The 18,138-nt window shown below is 42.7% G+C and carries 20 protein-coding genes; 11 read left to right on the top strand and 9 right to left on the bottom strand.

The features are described 5' to 3' along the window. The first annotated feature begins 7 nt into the window (after window positions 1-7). On the top strand, window positions 8-535 hold the full coding sequence (locus tag FTV31_RS11035; protein ID WP_166137516.1) for a disulfide bond formation protein B: 528 nt from the start codon (window positions 8-10) through the stop codon (window positions 533-535). An 88-nt stretch (window positions 536-623) separates the two neighbouring features. Here FTV31_RS11035 and FTV31_RS11030 read toward each other — a convergent pair whose 3' ends face one another. Further along, on the bottom strand, window positions 624-1,955 hold the full coding sequence (locus FTV31_RS11030) for an alpha/beta hydrolase (protein ID WP_180014860.1): 1,332 nt from the start codon (window positions 1,953-1,955) through the stop codon (window positions 624-626). Between the two features lie 243 nt (window positions 1,956-2,198). Between FTV31_RS11030 and FTV31_RS11025 the strand changes: the two genes are divergently transcribed. From FTV31_RS11025 to FTV31_RS11015, 3 genes are read left to right on the top strand one after another with little or no spacing between them, the layout of a single operon-like run. Then, window positions 2,199-2,792 (top strand): YqiA/YcfP family alpha/beta fold hydrolase, encoded by a 594-nt coding sequence (locus tag FTV31_RS11025; protein ID WP_180014858.1) that lies wholly within the window; start codon window positions 2,199-2,201, stop codon window positions 2,790-2,792. A gap of 1 nt (window position 2,793) precedes the next feature. Continuing rightward, window positions 2,794-4,674 carry a DNA topoisomerase IV subunit B gene (parE, locus tag FTV31_RS11020; RefSeq protein WP_180014856.1) on the top strand — a complete coding sequence of 627 codons (1,881 nt, stop codon included), beginning with the start codon at window positions 2,794-2,796 and terminating at the stop codon, window positions 4,672-4,674. Continuing rightward, complete coding sequence (locus FTV31_RS11015) at window positions 4,674-5,228, top strand: DUF6714 family protein (RefSeq protein ID WP_180014854.1); 555 nt, start codon at window positions 4,674-4,676, stop codon at window positions 5,226-5,228. The genes parE and FTV31_RS11015 overlap by 1 nt, the downstream gene beginning before the upstream one ends. A 56-nt stretch (window positions 5,229-5,284) precedes the next feature. On the opposite strand, the gene FTV31_RS11010 is transcribed toward FTV31_RS11015, so the two are convergent. The 4 genes from FTV31_RS11010 to FTV31_RS10995 all read right to left on the bottom strand — a co-directional run bounded on the left by FTV31_RS11010 (window position 5,285) and on the right by FTV31_RS10995 (window position 7,800). Next, window positions 5,285-6,013, bottom strand: a complete 729-nt coding sequence (locus FTV31_RS11010; protein WP_180014852.1) for a hypothetical protein — start codon at window positions 6,011-6,013, stop codon at window positions 5,285-5,287. Window positions 6,014-6,132: 119 nt separating this feature from the next. Next, window positions 6,133-6,636, bottom strand: a complete 504-nt coding sequence (locus FTV31_RS11005) for a GNAT family N-acetyltransferase (RefSeq protein ID WP_180014850.1) — start codon at window positions 6,634-6,636, stop codon at window positions 6,133-6,135. Window positions 6,637-6,732: 96 nt separating this feature from the next. After that, window positions 6,733-7,464, bottom strand: coding sequence for an outer membrane protein OmpK (locus FTV31_RS11000; protein ID WP_180014848.1), 732 nt, complete (start codon window positions 7,462-7,464; stop codon window positions 6,733-6,735). A 192-nt stretch (window positions 7,465-7,656) separates the two neighbouring features. Continuing rightward, complete coding sequence (locus tag FTV31_RS10995) at window positions 7,657-7,800, bottom strand: hypothetical protein (protein WP_180014846.1); 144 nt, start codon at window positions 7,798-7,800, stop codon at window positions 7,657-7,659. A 240-nt stretch (window positions 7,801-8,040) separates the two neighbouring features. Here FTV31_RS10995 and FTV31_RS10990 point away from each other — a divergent pair, with 240 nt between their 5' ends. From FTV31_RS10990 to dsbD, 4 genes are all read left to right on the top strand, one after another. Next, window positions 8,041-8,409 (top strand): HPF/RaiA family ribosome-associated protein, encoded by a 369-nt coding sequence (locus FTV31_RS10990; protein WP_005232722.1) that lies wholly within the window; start codon window positions 8,041-8,043, stop codon window positions 8,407-8,409. A gap of 128 nt (window positions 8,410-8,537) precedes the next feature. Further along, on the top strand, window positions 8,538-9,080 hold the full coding sequence (locus tag FTV31_RS10985) for an ankyrin repeat domain-containing protein (protein WP_004781453.1): 543 nt from the start codon (window positions 8,538-8,540) through the stop codon (window positions 9,078-9,080). Window positions 9,081-9,104: 24 nt separating this feature from the next. Further along, on the top strand, window positions 9,105-9,872 hold the full coding sequence (locus tag FTV31_RS10980) for a transporter (RefSeq protein WP_180014844.1): 768 nt from the start codon (window positions 9,105-9,107) through the stop codon (window positions 9,870-9,872). A gap of 17 nt (window positions 9,873-9,889) precedes the next feature. Continuing rightward, a complete protein-coding gene (dsbD, locus tag FTV31_RS10975) occupies window positions 9,890-11,734 on the top strand; it encodes a protein-disulfide reductase DsbD (RefSeq protein WP_180014842.1) in 1,845 nt (614 codons plus the stop codon). 55 nt (window positions 11,735-11,789) lie between these two features. Here the strand turns inward: dsbD and FTV31_RS10970 are convergent, their stop codons facing one another. Then, the gene (locus FTV31_RS10970) at window positions 11,790-12,980 is read right to left on the bottom strand and encodes a GGDEF domain-containing protein (protein ID WP_180014840.1); all 1,191 of its coding nucleotides are present in this window, start codon (window positions 12,978-12,980) and stop codon (window positions 11,790-11,792) included. A 264-nt stretch (window positions 12,981-13,244) separates the two neighbouring features. Here FTV31_RS10970 and FTV31_RS10965 point away from each other — a divergent pair, with 264 nt between their 5' ends. Further along, window positions 13,245-13,814, top strand: a complete 570-nt coding sequence (locus FTV31_RS10965; protein ID WP_159124195.1) for an FMN-dependent NADH-azoreductase — start codon at window positions 13,245-13,247, stop codon at window positions 13,812-13,814. Between the two features lie 72 nt (window positions 13,815-13,886). Here FTV31_RS10965 and FTV31_RS10960 read toward each other — a convergent pair whose 3' ends face one another. Beyond that, window positions 13,887-14,798, bottom strand: a complete 912-nt coding sequence (locus tag FTV31_RS10960) for an alpha/beta hydrolase (protein ID WP_180014838.1) — start codon at window positions 14,796-14,798, stop codon at window positions 13,887-13,889. A gap of 155 nt (window positions 14,799-14,953) precedes the next feature. On the opposite strand from FTV31_RS10960, the gene FTV31_RS10955 reads away from it, so the two are divergent. After that, window positions 14,954-15,391, top strand: coding sequence for a DUF2147 domain-containing protein (locus FTV31_RS10955; protein ID WP_004781465.1), 438 nt, complete (start codon window positions 14,954-14,956; stop codon window positions 15,389-15,391). Window positions 15,392-15,479: 88 nt separating this feature from the next. On the opposite strand, the gene FTV31_RS10950 is transcribed toward FTV31_RS10955, so the two are convergent. Together FTV31_RS10950 and FTV31_RS10945 are read right to left on the bottom strand one after the other, a co-directional pair. Continuing rightward, on the bottom strand, window positions 15,480-15,830 hold the full coding sequence (locus FTV31_RS10950; protein ID WP_180014836.1) for a Spx/MgsR family RNA polymerase-binding regulatory protein: 351 nt from the start codon (window positions 15,828-15,830) through the stop codon (window positions 15,480-15,482). 467 nt (window positions 15,831-16,297) lie between these two features. Next, window positions 16,298-17,116 (bottom strand): exodeoxyribonuclease III, encoded by an 819-nt coding sequence (locus FTV31_RS10945; RefSeq protein ID WP_180014889.1) that lies wholly within the window; start codon window positions 17,114-17,116, stop codon window positions 16,298-16,300. Between the two features lie 41 nt (window positions 17,117-17,157). Here FTV31_RS10945 and pyrE point away from each other — a divergent pair, with 41 nt between their 5' ends. Beyond that, window positions 17,158-17,808, top strand: coding sequence for an orotate phosphoribosyltransferase (gene pyrE / locus FTV31_RS10940; protein ID WP_125279724.1), 651 nt, complete (start codon window positions 17,158-17,160; stop codon window positions 17,806-17,808). The last annotated feature ends 330 nt before the right edge of the window (window positions 17,809-18,138 follow it).

Below are 18,138 nucleotides of genomic sequence, written 5' to 3'. Positions count from 1 at the left end.
ATTAACCATGCAATGGGGTTATCGCTTCGTGAGTGGTGTGTTGTTTTTGGCATCTGTTGCCGGGATGGCATTTGCTTTATATCTTGAGCATGGACAGGGCCTGAACCCTTGCCCATTGTGTGTGTTTCAACGAATCGGATTGATCGGACTAGGGATTATTTCCCTGATTGCGTTGCTGCATAATCCGAAATCCAATGCCATGAAGCGTGGTTATGCTTTCTTAGGCTCGCTGAGTATCTTATGGTCAGTCGGTGTCGCTGCACGGCATGTCTGGCTACAGAACCTGCCCCCAGATCAAGTGCCGAGCTGTGGCCCAGGTCTGGATTACTGGCTGGAAACTTTGCCGATGAAATCGGTATTACAGCAGGTATTAAACGGTTCAGGTGAATGTGCCGCAATTGACTGGACGTTCCTGGGGCAATCTTTACCGGTCTGGTCATTGATGTTCTTCAGTATTTTATTGCTGATCAGCCTGTGGCAGTTATTTCGCAAATATCAGACTGCGCCCGTCAAACGTTTAAGAGATAAATACTGATTTTCAAAATTGGAATCAAAAAAGCCAGTCTACAGACTGGCTTTTTTTTATCACTCTCTTAGAGGCGAACCAAATTTTTTACCTTCAATCAGGTTAGGGCAATGCCTTCAATACTGTCCAGATCGGTCACGTATTCATGAATTTGCGTATAGGTTTCATCTTCCACACTTGGATAGAACCAGCGCACAATCTGTTCGGCCACCAGTGGATGATACTGAATTTCAAAATGATTCAGTCCATAGAAAATCGCCTTATGTGCGTCGGGTACTTTCAGATCAAAACGCGGATGGGGATGTTCGCCCAAGGCACTTTTGACACTGACCAGATAATCACCGATCACATTAAGCGTTTTGTTGGTATGGTGTTCAAACTCGATCGTACCTGCCACCAGATAGGCATCAATATGCGCAGGAATCGGGGCTGGTTTACGGTTGTCGTCCATAAAGCCAATCCGTACCGGATTGTGTTCCCAGTCATCATCCCGGACGCTGCCATGACGTAAGTCTAGAATTCCGTTACTGCGAATATTCACCACATGTCCCACAATTTTCACTAAAGGAAAATGTCCGAGCTTTTCCTGCAAACTAAAACCAAAACGTTCCAGTACCGCACCATGATGCGGTGAGCCCAGACAGACCAGATTTTCTACCATCGGAATCCAGTCATAGACATTTTGTTTGCCATAGAACAAGGCGCTGCGTGACACCAGACCGCCCATACTGTGTCCGATCAGATCAATACTGGTAATTCCTGGATTACGTTTGACCAGATCCTGCAAGGCATTGGCCAGACTGCGGCCATTGGCTGAAATGCGGCGTCCGGTATTGTAGTTTAGATACAGCATGGTGTTATGGTCACGCTGTGCCAGTAATTTTTCTCCAATGCCCGGATATTTGCGGGTTGACCAGTCCAGATGGTTCATGCACAGACCATGCACAAATAGGGTAATGCGTCCGGTTAGCTCACCTTGTTGCAGAGAACCATAATGATCGTAAATGAGCATCGGCAGGGCGAGAGGATTCTGATATTTCAGCAGATAATCGCCAATAATCCCGTTCAGGGCACTGACCATAAAATGCATGGTCGGGGTCAGAGGTTTATTATGTAATTTTGGAAATCTTTCAATAATACGGCGCAGTCCAGGCGCAATCAGGGTATTGCCATAATGAAAGATCATGTCATAAGACATTTGATACAGACGTACGATATAAGGAATATTCTGGAAAGTTTTGGAATTTTTTTCACTCAGCCCGAATACGCTCATTAAAATTTCACGCTGAATCGATTTAATCAGCTCCTGTACTACATCACTAAAGCGCATGGTGACCAATTGTGCCAGGCCTTCCAGGATATCTGCCTGGCTAAGCGGAGTTCGATCCCATCGACAATAGGTTTCATGCAATGGCGTTAAACTTGGCATTTGATCCTATCCTTTATATGAGCCGTAGACATCTTTCTTTTTTGAGCACTTCGCGGTATAAATTCTTTTTTTCAGTATTCTTGATTCTCAATTTATTCGGAATACTCTTAAAATAGCGAGAATTGCATAACATTAAAGGCTTTTTTGTCAGACAATTTAAGCAATTAAGTGGTTATAAAATGAAGTGTATTTCACACTTTTAAATTAAATTTTGACATTTTGTTTGTTTTTTATTGATTGCCGATGAATATCATTTACCTGCATGGGTTCAAGAGTAGTAGCAGCTCAATTAAAGGCCAGTTATTGGAACAATACTGTGCCAAGTACCCGGATATTCAGGTGCATTTACCCGATTTGAACATGCCGCCCATAGCTGCAATTCAGAAGATTTCTAAATTGATCCAGTCGATGGATCAGGTAGCATTAGTCGGCAGTAGCTTGGGGGGATTTTATGCGACATATCTGGTCGCTCAAGCGCATGTGCCGGCTGTACTGATCAATCCGGCAATGCGACCATGGCAGCTGTTTCGTGAACTGTTTGATGATGAATTGCCCCTGCAGGTTCATCCGAACTGGTGCCTGAATGACGCAGATCTTGGCCAGCTCGAAGCCATGGCCCTACCAACTGCACAAGATGCAGACAAAATATTAGTGCTGTTACAACAAGGCGATGAAGTTTTGGATTATCGTGCAGCACATCGCTATTATAGTTCAGCTCGTCCACCTGCACTGCTGATGACCGAGGCCAATGGCAGCCATGGCATGGATGATTTTGCGGAGAAAATTCCGCTGCTCTTACAGTTTTTATCCGACTGCATAAAAAAGGAAACCGAATAACGTGTCTCAATATACGGCTCAATCTCTTGAAGTTTTATCTGGTCTAGATCCGGTGCGTCGTCGTCCGGGCATGTATACCGATACCTCTCGTCCAAACCACTTGGCGCAGGAAGTGATTGATAACGCGGTCGATGAGGCACTGGCGGGACATGCCAATAAAGTCACGGTCACGGTGTATAAGGATGGTTCATTATCTGTTGAAGACAATGGCCGTGGTATGCCCGTCGATATTCATCCGGAATATGGTCAGAGCGGGATTGAAATTATCCTGACCAAACTGCATGCCGGTGGTAAGTTCAGTACTGATAACTATCAATTTTCTGGCGGTCTGCACGGGGTGGGGATCTCGGTCGTCAACGCGCTTTCTAGCCGCGTAGAAGTTGAAGTTCAGCGTCACGGCAACCTGTATAAAATGGCCTTTGAAAATGGTGAACCGACTGCACCACTAGAAGTGCTAGAAGGCAAGGCACCGAAACGTGCCACAGGGACAACTGTTCATTTCTGGCCGGAAACCAAATATTTTGATTCTCCAAAATTCGCGCTTAAAGCCTTAAAACATAACTTAAAAGCCAAAGCGGTATTGGCTGCTGGTCTGCAAATTAACTATATCGACCAGATCAATGATGAAAAGATCACCTGGCAGTTTGAAAATGGTCTGGTTGACTATTTGATGGACGAGCTGGAAGACCGTGAAATCATTCCGGCTCCTGCTTTTGTGGCGACAGGTGATGCTGAGCGTGCCAGTGCAGAATTTGCCATCTGCTGGAACGTGGAAGGTGGAGAAAGTATTCAGGAATCCTACGTCAACCTGATTCCAACCGCACAAGGCGGTACTCACGTGAATGGCTTACGTTCAGGTGTGACCGATGCCATGCGTGAGTTCTGTGAGCTGCGTAACCTGTTGCCACGGAATATGAAACTGTCTGCAGAAGATGTCTGGGATGGGGTGAACTATATCCTGTCACTGAAATTCCAGGAGCCACAATTCTCTGGTCAGACCAAGGAACGTTTATCTAGTCGTGAAGCCTCAGGCATTGTGCAGAATATTGCCAAAGATGCGTTTGCGCTATGGTTAAACCAGAATTCAGACATCGCTATGCAACTGGCAGAAATGGCGATTTCTAAAGCGGGTCGCCGTCTGAAAGCGGCCAAAAAAGTTGAACGTAAGAAGATTGTCGCTGGTCCGACTTTACCTGGGAAACTGTCAGATTGTGTGGGACATGATCTGGATCAGTCTGAACTGTTTATTGTGGAAGGGGACTCTGCAGGTGGCTCGGCCAAGCAGGCACGTGACAAGAATTTCCAGGCGATCATGCCGATTCGCGGGAAAATTTTAAATACCTGGGAAGTCTCTTCGGATGAAGTGCTGGCCTCTCAGGAAGTGCATAACATTGCAATCGCGATTGGGGTCGATCCAGGTTCAGATGACCTGTCTGAACTGCGTTATGGCAAGATCTGTATTCTTGCCGATGCCGACTCGGATGGCTTGCATATCGCGACTTTGTTATGTGCGCTGTTTGTAAAACACTTCCCGATTCTGGTCGAAGAAGGGCATCTGTTTGTGGCAATGCCACCCCTATTCCGTATCGATGATGCTAAAGATGTGCACTATGCGCTGGATGAAGATGAACTGGAAGGCATCCTGAAAAAATGTAAAACCAAGAACCCGCAGATCACCCGATTCAAAGGTTTAGGTGAGATGAATGCCAGCCAACTTCGTGAGACTACTTTGGATCCAAATACTCGCCGTCTGGTGCAACTGGATCTGGATGATGTGCACCTGACTTCAGGCTTACTGGATAAACTGTTGGCCAAAAAACGCGCCAGTGATCGCAAAGACTGGCTGGAACAGAAAGGTAATCTGGCGGATCTGGCGGTTTAATGCAAACTTATCCTTCACCTGAAGATATTCAAGAGATGAAAAAGCGTGGTTATGATCGTGCGATCATAGCCGATGCTGAAGAAACGCTATGTTTGTGGCAGGCTATGAAGGATATTCAGACTCAGATCGAAACTGCATTTGCTGATGTCGTCTTAGGCGATGGCATTGGCTTGAGAGAAGCGCAAGGGATTGATGATTATCAATCTTTGTCAGAATGTTTTATGTGGCGTAAGAAAGATGAAAAATCCGACTGGTCGAAAATTCCTGTTCAAGATTTAAATGATTGTAATAGCAGCCTATGTTTTTTTGATGCTCAAGGTATGCGTTTCCATTTACCTGCATTTTTGATTGCTGATTTACAAGGTAAGTGGAGATTTGATCTGACTTTTCGTTTATGCAAAATGGATGATGAGATGCAGCAATTTCATCTATTGAACAAAGCACAGCGAGAAGCAGTCCAAGCCTATTTAAGTTGGGTCGTATCAGATCGGGATTTTTCTTTGAATCGCAATCTGATTCTTAAGGTCCTGAAGCAAGGATATTGGTCTCATTAAGTTTATATTTTACTCATAAAAAAGCCCGCAATCGCGGGCTTTTTTATCAATTCACTTTAAGACTCAACTTTTAAATAGTGTCCATCTGCATAGACATTATGTCCAAAGCCACAACCTGAACTGCCATTGTCCTGTTTTAAAATCACCTGTTGTCCCTGTTTAGGATCAAAAGCAAAATTGAGATTAATTTTGCAGTCATCTGATCGGTAGGTCGTTTGGGTTTTATTAACAGGCATTGTGGTTTCAAATTCACCTATATTTGGACCATAAATCATGCTATTTAGTCCCATATATAAGCCATTAAAATGAATCTGATAAGAATTTTTAATCCGTTTGACTTGAATGGTATTCCAGTGACCGAAGCCAGCATGCCGTATATAAATGCCTGCCAAGTTTTGAGTTTTTTGCGGAGGAGGAAGCTGTTTTAAATTAAATTGACTGCTTTTGGCTTGAGGAAAGACTGAAAACCAGGCCCGTGCCCATTGTGGCTTTCCTGATTTAAAATAGCTTAACCCGACATTATTAAAAGCAGTGGTAATGGCATTCTCGGAAAAAGATACACCGCTATTTTCACTATGCATTGCACAAAAGGCAGACCAGGAAGCTTGCTGTTGAAATTGTCCTAGCGCATTTTGATACTGTTTCTGATCATAAAATTTTCTTCCCGAGTTGGCATAGCTTTTCACCTTGGCACATTCGGATCGGAGTTCAGTTTCAAAGTCTGAATTGGCGAAACTAAAACTACTCAGAGGGAGAATACTGATAAAGATAAGCCATTTATTCATAATTTTTACTCAACTGATATTATTCTGGTTTAATAGAAAATTTTATCTCTCCGCAATTTTTCTAACAGATTATTGATCTAATTAGATTAAATTTTACATAAAAAATAAAATATTTTGGTTTAATTCAGGTTGAGTTGCATCAATACCAGATCGCGCCATTGTCCAAATTTCTGTCCAACTTCCGGCATATAACCGGTTTGTTTAAAACCTAATTTCTCATGTAAGGCAATTGATGCATGATTTTCATGGTCAATGGCACCGACCATGACATGGATAGCATTTTGCCGCGCATGTTCAATCAGCTTGAGCATCAGGGCTTTGCCCAGACCTTGCCCTATAAAATCTGCATGAAGAAAGACAGAATGTTCAACAGTCTGTTTAAAACCTTGGATAGGCCGAAAAGTAGAATAATCCGCATAACCTGCAATTTGCCTGGACGCTGAATGCTCAGCTACCAATAGAGGAAATCCCTGAGCATTTAATTCACTTAGCATGTTCTGAAAGTCCTGGATCGTTTTTGGCGTGCTATTCCAGGTTGAGGTTCCGTATAAGATTTCAGCATTGTAGATCGGGAGTAGATGTTCCAGATCTTGAATTTGAGCAGGACGAATAACAAAGCTCATAAGCAAATGCCAAAAAAGAAAGAGAATATCTAACCATAACCTGAATTTAGGCAATAAAAAAGCAGAAACGAGTTCTGCTTTTTTTATTCTAAAAACTTAGAAATGGTATTTCACTAATGCGCTAACATTATGTTCGTCTAAGCCTTTGATCGAATATTTATTATTCCAAACTGAATGCTCGATACCGAAGTATAATTTGGTCTCAGGAGAAATATGTTTACCAGCATTCCATTTGTATTGAGACGTCCAGTTCAATTCACTTGCATGATCGTTTTTCTCAGCTGTTGACCAGTCTAGGAAAGCATCTGCCAGGAATTCTTCACTACCAATTTTAAATGGAACCGCATAAGTAATGGTCATTTGATAATCATCTTCAGAACCTTTTTCATTATCAACTTTATAGAAGTTGATGTTTGCATAACTGGTATAAGGAACATCTAGAGCAAATCCAATACCATATAGGTAATTATTAAAGCCTTCACCACCTTCCCAAGTAGTCGCAATAAGCACGTCTTTAATTGGACCAGCTTCAAGTTTTTGGCCAGTGACCGCACCTAAGCTTAAACGTGGTGAAACTTCAAAGTAAGTTTCATTACCACTGAGATCATTATTAGTACGGTCAGCAAAGGCGAAGATATCACCATATTTTAAACCAGCTGCATATTCAGCCGTAATGGTTGACTGTTCTAAATCATCCACCATACCTACAGGATGTGCATAGTTTTCACCATATAAAGCTGACAAACTAAAATCCTGCCAAACTGCTGCCTGAGTGAAAGCTGCTGTTGAAGCCAATGCACAAAGTGCCGCGATTTGTGTAAATTTCATTTAAATATCTCCCCCGAGAAAGCAGCTTAAGGATACAGATTAATAAGTAAAAATAAAGTCAAAATTGATCGCTGACAGAAATATTTCATCGTCCTGAGCTGATGATAATTTGAGATATTGGGAGAAGAAGGTTTATAGGATATTTGAAGCGAGTTAAATTTTTATATTTAAATTAATTTTAAGAATAGAGACTCAATTTTGAAGCTGAGTAAAGTAAAGACATAGATCTTCTATGAACAGGGCAAAGACTGATTTAATTTTGGGAAGGTCATGTGAATAGTAATTCGATTGTTCCAAATCTGGAAGATCAATCACGATCCGGTAAGCAGTTGTCACGATCGGTTGTCCTTTTGCTAAAAAAATCAAAATATCACTTGCATATTTTCAAGAGAGGACCGATATTCGAAGTATAGGAACACGGTTCTGCAGACTCAAAAATGTGTTCATCATTCAATCTGGAGGGTTTTATCCAAAGCGATTTGAAGATGTGAAATGCAATATAAAACAGCAAGCTATACACGTGCCAAGATAAAAATTCTGCACTAAAAAGTTAAAATGATTTGAGGATGGTATTTTATGAACATTGAACTCCGTACCGATAAAAACATTCGCAATAGTGATCGTCTAATTACTTACGTTCGTACCGAATTAAATCAGGAATTTCAGCGCCACAGTGAGCGTATTACCCATTTCTCAGTGCATCTTAGCGATGAAAATGCCGCCAAAGGAGGCGATGACGATATTCGCTGCATGATCGAAGCACGTCCTGCTGGCTTGAAGCCAATTGTCGTGAACCATCATGGTCATAATGTTGATACTGCCATTCATGGTGCCATTGACCGTTTAAAACGCAGTCTGGAACATGTGATTGAGAAAAAAGATAATGTACGTAGCACTCCGCTAAAACTTGCGGAAGAAGATACAGGTACAGATCTAGAACAATAAATAATTCGCAGATGAAAAAGGCCCTACGGGGCTTTTTTCAATTTTAGATAAAATAAACGAATGAGAACAAAACAAATCCCGCTTTATTCGGCATAATAGTGAAAAACGAATTTGAAGTGAGCTCCATCATGTTAACTGCGCAACAACAGCTTTTTGTGCAAGCACTCGAAGAACTTAATCTGGGTCAGGTCAAACAGCTCTTGGCAGATGGACTTAACCCGAATTTTATTGATCTGGAAAAAGGCCCAGTTATTTCCATCTGGTCGGATGGCCTGTTCAAATGGTGGGAAGAAGTGTGTGAAGCTTATGAAGCGGGTAGCCCATTAACTGCTGAAGAAAAACAGCAACGTCTGGATGTACATTTACAGATTCTGGAAGCGCTGATCCAGGCCAAAGTCAATTTGCATCTCTGGGATGCTGAAGAGGTTTATGGCCCGCTTTGGGATGCAGCCAGTGCAGCCTGTGTACCTGCAGTGCAGCGCCTATTAGAAGAAAAAGTCAATCCAAACAGCAAGGATGAAGAAGGTTTAACCATCCTGTCATCGATTAGTGATTTATTCTTTGATTGTGATTTTGATGAAATTAATTGGGCAGAAGCACTGGAAGAAGAAAAACAGACCCTAGAATTATTGCGTAGTCATGGCGCAAAAATGACCAAGGAATTACATTAAATTTTAAGAAAGAGCTCCAACAAGATGAAGACAACTTTAAGAATATTGGGTTTGATGGCACTGACGGGTGTGAGTGCACAGCTTTGTGCTGCAGTTGAATTTGACCGGCCGGGTGAAGGTCTGGGTACCAGTACAGTTCCAGTGGGTCAGTTAGCTTGGGAACAGGGTTTACCGAGTTTCTCTTATAGCGAAGCGACTGTGGATGGAAGCAAGCTTAAACAAACTACTTTAAATGCTGACGTCTTGTTGCGTACCGGTTTGGCTGATGATCTGGAATTACGTTTAGGTTGGGCTGGTCCGGCTTGGTCACAAACCAAGTTCAATGGTCAGACTGAAGAGGATGATGGTCTAGGCGATGTCAGTATTGGCCTGAAAAAAGCCATTGATCTGGATGATGAAAAACTCAGTATGGCGCTGATGGCTGAAGCCATTATTGCCACAGGTAATGCTAATTTTAGCAATGAAGAAGATATTTATAGCCTGAGCTCAGCAGTTGCTTATCAATATAATGATTTAGTGAATACTGCACTGACCATGCGTTACGAATGGCAAGATAGCAACTGGGCGATTACTGCAATTCCAGCTTTAAGCTATCAGATTGCTGATCGCTGGTCAGGTTATTCAGAATTGATCTATCGCAAAGCTGAAAGTCAGGATAATGAATATGCGCTAGGCACTGGTGTCATGTATGCATTGAATGATCAGGTACAGCTTGATGCCAGTGTTGGGGTGGATATGGAAGGCCAGAATAAAGGTTACTTCTCAGGCTTGGGCGTATCGTTCCTATTCTAAGCTGCTCTTATTTCGATATGACCAAAGCACTTCAGTTTAAGATCGGGAGAAAAGTATTTTCTCCAGTCTTATTGGGCACAGTGTTGCTTAGCAATATTGCTCAGGCAGAAGCGCCTTTGCTTTCGCCTGAGCAGGCTTTTCCTCTGAGTATCAGTTCAGTCACTCAGCAACAGGCTGAACTTAGCTGGGAAATTCCGCAAAACTATTATCTTTATCAGCATAAGGTAGAAGTAAGGCAGGGAAGTCAGCCGATGACCTTGCAACTACCACCCGCTGAAGATCTATATGATGAAAACTACGGTCATACTCAGGTTTATTATCAGCAATTAAAAGTTCAGATTCCGACACAGGCGGGTCAAACTTATCAGGTCAGCTGGCAAGGCTGTGCCAAAGACCGGCTTTGTTACCCACCCCAAACCGTTGAATTCAAAACTGACCTATCTGGTCTGGTGCAATATGAATCTACTGGCTCGGGTAATAAACGGTTACTGGATCTAAGCAGCTCTTCCTCACAACACAACCGGATTCTGGCAAATTCTGCTGATGATCCAGAATCAGGAAATACAGACAGTAAAATCGTCGAAGTCATTTCTACACGATCCAACAGCGACTCGGCACAAGACCAGCAATGGTCTACACGTCTGGCTGAAAGTTCGCTGGCTTATGGATTGCTGTTATTTTTCGGCTTGGGCATTTTGCTGGCATTTACGCCATGCTCTTTGCCGATGCTGCCAATTCTGACTTCATTAATTGTTCGTGACAGCAAAGGCATCAAAGCTTGGATGATTGCCCTAAGCTTTGTAAGCAGTATGGCCGCAGTCTATGCGGTACTGGGCTTGATCGCGTCTTCAGCCGGACTCAACTTTCAACGCTGGTTACAGCAACCTGCCACCCTGATGGCATTTAGTGCATTATTTGTGGTATTTGCCCTCAACCTGTTTGGCCTGTTTGAAATTAAAATACCACAGCGTCTGACGCAGCGTCTGGACCGGGTTCAGGCGATGCAGCAAGGGGGAACCCTGGTCAGCGCTGCGGTCATGGGATCTGTTTCTGCCTTGCTGGTCGGGCCTTGTATGACGGCACCATTAGCCGGTGCATTATTATTTATTTCCCAGACTCAGAACCAATGGCAAGGCGCAGTGCTCCTATTTACTTTAGGTTTCGGTATGGGTACCCCGTTGCTGCTGGCCAGTATTATGGGGGCACGCATCCTGCCCCGAGCCGGGCACTGGATGAATCAGGTAAAAGTACTCTTTGCTTTCATCATGCTGGCTCTAGCATTATATTTTATTCGTCCGTTGATTTCAGAAGCGGCATTGCAGTGGCTGTCGCTAGGGTTGGGCTTAAGCTTTGTTGCTTATGTTCTGGCACGATTATTCTGGAAAAATACCGGACTGCGCTGGCTCTATCTCATTTGTTTGGCTATCGCTGTGCCTTATATTACATATAGTCAGTATCAGCATAGTCAGCGCTTTTTTGTTGAAACTGCCCAACAACAGGCGAATTGGCATATAGCAAAAACAGCCACTGAATTTGAACAGTTGCTGGCTACCGTACCGAAGGGGCAGAAGGTCATTATTGATGTCTATGCTGATTGGTGTGTGGCCTGTCAGCCGATTGAACATAAAGTATTAAAGGCAGCTGCTGCCCAGCAGGCCTTAACCCCTTATTTTCTGATCAAGCTTGATCTTAGTCAGTATGATGCTACGCATCAGACCCTGCTTAACCGATGGGAAATTCTGGGACCACCGACTTATTTATTTCTCGATACTCAGCAGCAGGAGATTCGCAGCTTACGTTTGACCGGCGCATTTAGTGAAGCAGAATTATTGGCACAGCTAAAGCGTTTAGAACGGCTCTAGCATTCACTTTAAAGCTTTTCTGGTACGCGCTTTAAAGTAAATAAGGCCGAAAATATCAGGCCGGTTGAACTTTCAAAGGTTCCAGATAAGATTTCACCTGATTCCGTCCACCGGCTTTGGCCTGATAAAGGGCCTGATCGGCCTGGCTTAAAAGTTGTTGCGGGCGTAATTCAGGTTTTGAAATAGCAATGCCAAAGCTGGCAGTCACTGGGATCAATTGTCCTTCATCACTAAAAATCTGTAGTTGCTGGATCGCGCTTCGGCAACGCTCTGCAACCTGCTGAGCTTTTTCCAGGCTGGAATTATTCAGGACCAGAATAAATTCCTCACCGCCGAACCGTCCCACCACATCACTCTCACGCAATTGCTGATTCAGTACCGCACTGACTTGTACCAGTGTTTCATCGCCCTTGTGATGTCCATAGTAATCATTAATCTTTTTGAAATGATCCAGATCCAGCAGCACCAGGGCATAATTAAAAGTCGCAGTACTATTTAGCTGATCCAGACATTGATTAATGCTACGGCGGTTAAACAGATTGGTCAGAGGATCGATCTGGCTGAGATGGTTAATCAGCTGTTCGCGATAACGCCATTGACTGAGTAAAATCTCAAATAAAATCATGCAGACAGCAAGAATTGGCAGGATAAAATACAGCATTGATAATAGCCAGAAGCTATTATGGAAAAACTGATCCTGAATATTGAAGAGTGGCGAATAAGGCAGTTGCTGGGTAAAGCTTAGATAGGCACAAGTCACCAGAAACAGTGAGGCCGGAATCAGCATGCTATAGACCAGTCTCCGGTGAAACAGGACCAGACCTACCGTCATCAGGCAGACATAGGCAATCGTGGCTACCGGGCTGATCACGCCCACGATATAGGCGTCGCGACATAAGGAAACGACGAAGATACCCACTGCCAGATAGGGAAAATATCGCTCTATCAGTGCATTGCCCTGAAATTTATAACAGGGATAAATCAAAAGAACCAGCGCCAGTAAAAACAGGCCATTCATGTGAACCTGTGAACGAACGACATCAATATGGACATGCTGCCAGTATTGCGGATGTGACAGGACAAAAAGATCCCAACTTAGCCAGCTGATATGTATGCCACAGCCCAGTGCCAGCATCAGGATACACTTTTTCAAAATTCCCCAGTTCATCACCACTTCATCTTCGATCAGATATTTCTTGAGTCGATGATTCTGGAATTTTTGTAATACTGCTGACATTCGCTTCATACAACAGGTCTGACCTTTATTGTTATTGCTAAGTTTTTAAAAGATGGAAAAATATTGCTTTAATTATTTACAGAAATATAACGTAAAATTAATTCATTGATAATCAGTAATATTTATCAAAAATTAAAAAAAAGGAGAAAAATTAAGCTGGAAATTTATTGTTCTAAATACGCAATGAAGTGTTTTATTTAAACCCATTATTTCATTATTTAAAATTTATTAAGCTATGTTCATTCCCGAACAATGAACGGACCAGATTAAGCAATGAAAATTTTACAGATTGATTCCAGTATTTTAGGCGATGCCTCTATTTCCCGTCAGTTGACTCAAGCTATTGTGGGACAGCTTCAACAGAAACATGGTGAGGCAGTTGAGCTTGAATATCTGGACTTGGCTGCACAGCCGATTCCACATTTAACTGCCGAAATTTTGATGGGTCAAAATCTTGAGCAGGCGGCTTTAGGAGAACAGATTTTACAGCAGTACTTACAGGCGGATATCGTGGTGGTTGGGGCCGCTATGTATAACTTCGGTCTACCTTCTACCTTAAAAGCCTGGATTGACCGCATTAGTGTGGCAGGGCGTACTTTTAAATATACAGAAAATGGCCCAGTGGGTCTGGCAGGTGAAAAGAAAGTCTATATTGCCAGTAGCCGCGGTGGTGTTTATGGCGAACAAAGCCCAGTCGATTTCCAGGAAGCTTTCCTGAAAACTGTATTTAACTTTACTGGCGTAACTGATGTGCACGTAATTCGCGCTGAAGGCGTCAATATGGGTGATGTAGCGAAACAGCAGGCAATTGAAACTGCGATGGCACAGGTAAGCCAGATCTAAAATTCGATAGAAAATGAATGAACAAAAAAAGGTCAGCAATCGCTGACCTTTTTTATGGCTTCTTTTAAATTTTTAGTCTTGATCTAGACGATGAGCAAATTCTGAAAGATCCGCTAGCGCTTGTCGAGCCTCTTCAAACCAGGCACTAAACATCTGAAAGTTATGCCACATCCCGGTATATAACTTGAATTCAACTTCGACACCAGCCTGTTCCGCTTTTTCCTTGAAGCGTGTGGCATCATCCAGCAGAATTTCTTTAGATCCCACCTGTATATGCATCGGTGGCAAACCACTGAGATCGGCAAAAAATGGGGAAATTTCCGGATCGCCACGATCCATTGCACTCGGTACATAATACTGAATCCCGGTTTTCAGGGTTTCAATCGACAGCAGGGCATCATGTTTCTGATTATAGCGTAGTGATTCACTGGTCAGGGTCAGATCAAGGAAAGGGGAAAGTAGAATTAGCCCACTCACTTGTGGCAGGCCTTCCTGCTGTAACTTGAGTGCCAATGCCAGCGCCAGATTAGCACCACACGAATCTCCGGACAGAATAATGTCCTTGGCCTGAATGCCCTGATCTAATAACAGGTTATAGACATCAAACACAGCTTCTAAAGGTTCAGGATAAGCAGATTCAGGTGCCAGAGGATAATCAATATGCAGTACTTGCATCTGGGTGCGAGCGGCAATCTGGGTCATAAAGGCACGATGGGTATTCAATGAACCGAGATAAAAAGCACCGCCATGAATATGGAAAATCAGCTGGCTGGATTCCTGCTGTGGTTTGATTTCCTCGGCATGTACACCTGCCAGCCGGAGCGAACGGATTTGTACAGACTTATCTTGCGGAAAGATCTTGCACATCTGCTCCAGCGCAACTCTTAAGGAGCTTGGAGGGAGATTGAACCGACTAGGCGCTCGGATGGTCGCTTTTAAAAGACTTTCTGTAATTAATTGTTTCGTCACGGGGCTCATCTTCATCTTCTTTCCATCTTTTTCTGCTTTTATTGATTATGTGGATTATTTACCAACAATATTTACAAGGTTACACTAAATAGTCACAGGTAAAAATTGCAAAAATGTTGTGACTTTTTAATACTACATCGGTCTATCTCAGACTAGGGAAATGAAGAAAAATGAAAAAAATTACGCTAATGTTAGGACTACTCGGCTTATCTGCGTTGGCCAATGCTGCAGATCCTTTAAATGGTACTGTTTGGAAAACGATTGACGACGAAACCAAACAGCCAAAGGCTATAGTAAAATTTACTGAGCAAAAAAATGGGACATTGTCTGCAAGCATCCAATCGGTATTAACACCGGGTGAAGAAAATGCTTGTACAAAATGCGAAGGTCCATATCACAATAAATCGCTGAAAGGTTTAACGATTGTGAAAGGCCTGAAAAATACAGGTGGAACCAGCTATGATAGTGGTTCGATCCTAGATCCAAAATCTGGTAAAACTTACAAATTGAAAGGCAACCTGACAGATGGCGGCAAGAAACTTGAGCTGCGCGGTTATATCGGTGTGTCTGCTTTAGGTCGTAACCAAACCTGGATTCGTGCCAAATAATAGATCATGATCGTTCTCTAAAAACTACCATAAAAAAAGCCTGACTTCTGTCAGGCTTTTTTTTATTCTTCCAACTTACTTGGAATAATCAGTCTTTTAGCTTCCGATAAGCCGCTTCGTCAAAACCAGCGATAAAACCAGTTGCAGTCTGTAATACCGGACGTTTGATTAAGCTGGTATGAGTAGTTAAGGCGGTAATCAGATGATTTTCATCGGCAAGCGCATTTTCCTGCTCTTCAGTGGTCAGTTTACGCCAGGTGGTGCCTTTCTTATTCAGTACCACATCTTGGCCTAAAGCATCCAGCCAGGTTTTAACAGTATCCGCGTCGATCCCCTGTTTTTTATAATCATGAAATTCGTAAGCCAATCCCAGCTCATCAAGTAAATCAAAAGCTTTTTTCATTGAATTGCAGTTTTTAATGCCATAAATCTTGAGCATGCTCGCTGTATCCCAAACAGTTTATTTATTGATGGCTTAGCTTAGCTGAATTTATGCCGATCGCCTATGTGCTTCCAAGCAGCTTGTTTTTAAGCAATATTTAAAAGACATATCATCCGATTAACATCTCTTAAGATCAGAAGGGGTATTAAAAGTAAGTGTTGAAGTTTAAGAATGAGAAAAAATGAAGGTGCTAAAATGAGAAAACCCGCATCTAATCATCCTGATTATGCGGGTCTCAATACAACGTCCGTTGTCACATCCATGAAAAACAAGCTAAATCTGATAGTTTGTTTTATTTTCTTCCTACGGCGTCCTGTCCTTATAGTGTCATCCTGACATATCCCTGTGCCGTGTGAGTATCATGCGCTGTTAGGACTGGAAGATAAACCTGAAAATACGTCATGTAGTGTAGGTAATAAACCTTAATTGAGTGAACAATTGTTCACTCAATCTTTAGGTTAGTTTTAGATTTTATAGTCAATAATCACGGGTGCATGGTCACTAAACCATTCATCTTTATAGACCCAGGCATTTACGGTACGGTCTTTCCAGTCTGGTGAGCAAGCCTGATAGTCAATCCGCCAGCCCACGTTCTTGGCGCGGGCTTGACCACGATTTGACCACCAGGAATACAGTTCGGCTTCCTTACGAACTTCACGGAATGTATCGACATAACCTAATTCATCATAAATATGGTCTAACCAGGCGCGTTCATGCGGCAAGCAGCCCGATGCTTTCTGGTTGCCGGACCAGTTTTTAATATCGATGCGTTTATGCACGATGTTGTAATCACCGCAGACAATGATAGATTTATCTTCATCCCGCCACTGTTTCAGGAGCTTTTTATACTCTTCCAGAAAGTGATCTTTACGTGCCTGCGCTTCATCGCCCGAAGAACCTGAAGGTAAATACAGGGAACAGATATGTGCTGTTTTTTCCAGACCCAAGTCAAATTCTGCCGAGATAAAGCGGCCTTGAGAATCAGCCAGTTCAAAACCCAGACCATCGGTAATGGAAACAAATGGCAGGCGGCTGTAAATCGCTGTGCCCGCATAACCTGGGCGCTCGGCAGGGAACAGGTGGGTATACCAGCCTTTAGGCTTGAATTTGTCAGTCCACTGCGCATGGGTAATCCGGCTTTCCTGCATGCAGATCACATCGGCATCAGACTGTTCGATCCACTCCAGCAAGCCCTTGCTGACAGAGGAACGTAAACCGTTGACATTAATTGAAACGACACGAAGAATTTTTTGATCACCTGGATAGCTACTCTTTGGTATCATGCGCAAGTCTTACCCTTAATTAATGGATTTAGGAGCACCTCATGTCAACGCCAGCTCAGTTTAACCCGCAAGCTTTTATCGAACTCGCATTATCACGTGGTGTGCTTAAATTTGGTGAGTTTACTTTAAAATCAGGACGTGTGAGTCCTTATTTTTTTAATGCTGGCTTGCTCAATGACGGTGAGGCCTTGTCACTACTGGCTTCTGGCTATGCTGCAAAATTAACTGAATGTGACAATGTTGAAGTGATTTTTGGACCAGCATACAAAGGCATTCCTTTTGTGGCGGCTACAGCAGTGGCGCTGTCTCAAAATCATGGTGTAAGCGTGCCATGGGGCTTTAACCGTAAAGAAGCCAAAGATCACGGTGAAGGTGGTGTGCTGGTCGGTGCTTCAGTCGAAGGGAAAAAAGTCTGGATCATTGATGATGTGATCACAGCTGGTACTGCGATTCGTGAAGTAGTTACTATCCTGAAAAATGCCGGTGCGCAAATTGCAGGTGTACTGGTTGCTCTCGACCGTCAGGAAAAAGGCCAAGGTGAATTATCTGCTATTCAGGAAGTACAAAAAGAACTGGAAATTCCAGTACATGCACTAATCACCATGAAAGATTTAATGAATTACCTAGATGCAAAAGGCGATAGCGAAGCATTGGCGAAAATGGAAGCTTATCGTGTGAAATACGGAATCTAAGACCTGATTCACCAGATAAAAAGTAAAGCCTTAGTAATCTAGGGCTTTACTTTTTATGGGAAGAAAAATTCTATTCAGGCGACTGTATTTAAAAGAAATATAAATAATAAGATAGAAATTTTAAACTAAATAAACTTTGAATCTGATGAATTATATTATCTCTTTATAAATTAATTTTTCTTATATAAATACACTTCTAAATATCTTGGATTCTCAAATGAAGTGCAACAGAGATTAAATTATTGGAAGGAAGCAAGATGAGCTAGCATTTTGCTTCCGACCGACCAAAGTCAAAGTTGCATCATGAACTATACTCATCTTACTCAAGAA

This window comes from Acinetobacter sp. YH16031 (genome assembly GCF_013417335.1).
In the GTDB taxonomy this organism is placed as follows: domain Bacteria; phylum Pseudomonadota; class Gammaproteobacteria; order Pseudomonadales; family Moraxellaceae; genus Acinetobacter.
Note: the sequence above shows the minus strand (reverse complement) of the source record. Positions and strands in the feature narration are given on the sequence as shown.